The 570-nt window shown below is 64.7% G+C and carries 1 protein-coding gene; it reads left to right on the top strand.

Features of this window, described 5'->3' with window-relative positions; all coding sequences use genetic code 11:
- The coding region (locus tag EN818_RS30700; protein ID WP_145972140.1) for an amidohydrolase family protein at positions 1-570 on the top strand (570 nt) is incomplete at both ends.

Below are 570 nucleotides of genomic sequence, written 5' to 3'. Positions count from 1 at the left end.
GAGGGCGAGGCGTTCGGGCCGGTCCTCGATCATTACGGAGCGAACCGGACGCGGCTTGGCCTCGAAGGCGCCGAGCCGGATCCCTATCCTTCCGTGAAGGAGCTGGCAGCCGATCGCGACCTGATGCATCGCGGCCTTGAATGGTGCGCCAAGCACGGCATCACCTCGATCCAGAACATGGACGGCAACCTCTATCAGCTCGAGCTGCTCGCTGGGCTGGAAGAAGAAGGGCGGCTGCTGTGCCGCACCAAGATCCCGTTCCACTTCAAGAATTTCATGAAGCTGGACATGCTGGAAAAAGCCTCGCGCATGGCGGCCGCCTACAATTCCGAGTGGCTGTCGTCCGGCATGGTCAAGGTCTTCTATGACGGCGTGCTGGACTCCTGGACGGCGGTGATGGTCGACGACTATGCCGACCGTCCGGGCTGGCGCGGCGAGCCGCTGTTTTCGCCTGAGCATTTCGCCGAGGTGGCGGTCGAGGCCGACAGGCGCGACCTGCAGATCGCCGTGCATTCGATCGGCGACGGCGCCGTGCGCGCGGTGCTCGACGGCTATCAGGCGGCCGCGAAG

This window comes from Mesorhizobium sp. M3A.F.Ca.ET.175.01.1.1 (genome assembly GCF_004791945.1).
GTDB lineage: Bacteria > Pseudomonadota > Alphaproteobacteria > Rhizobiales > Rhizobiaceae > Mesorhizobium.
Note: the sequence above shows the minus strand (reverse complement) of the source record. Positions and strands in the feature narration are given on the sequence as shown.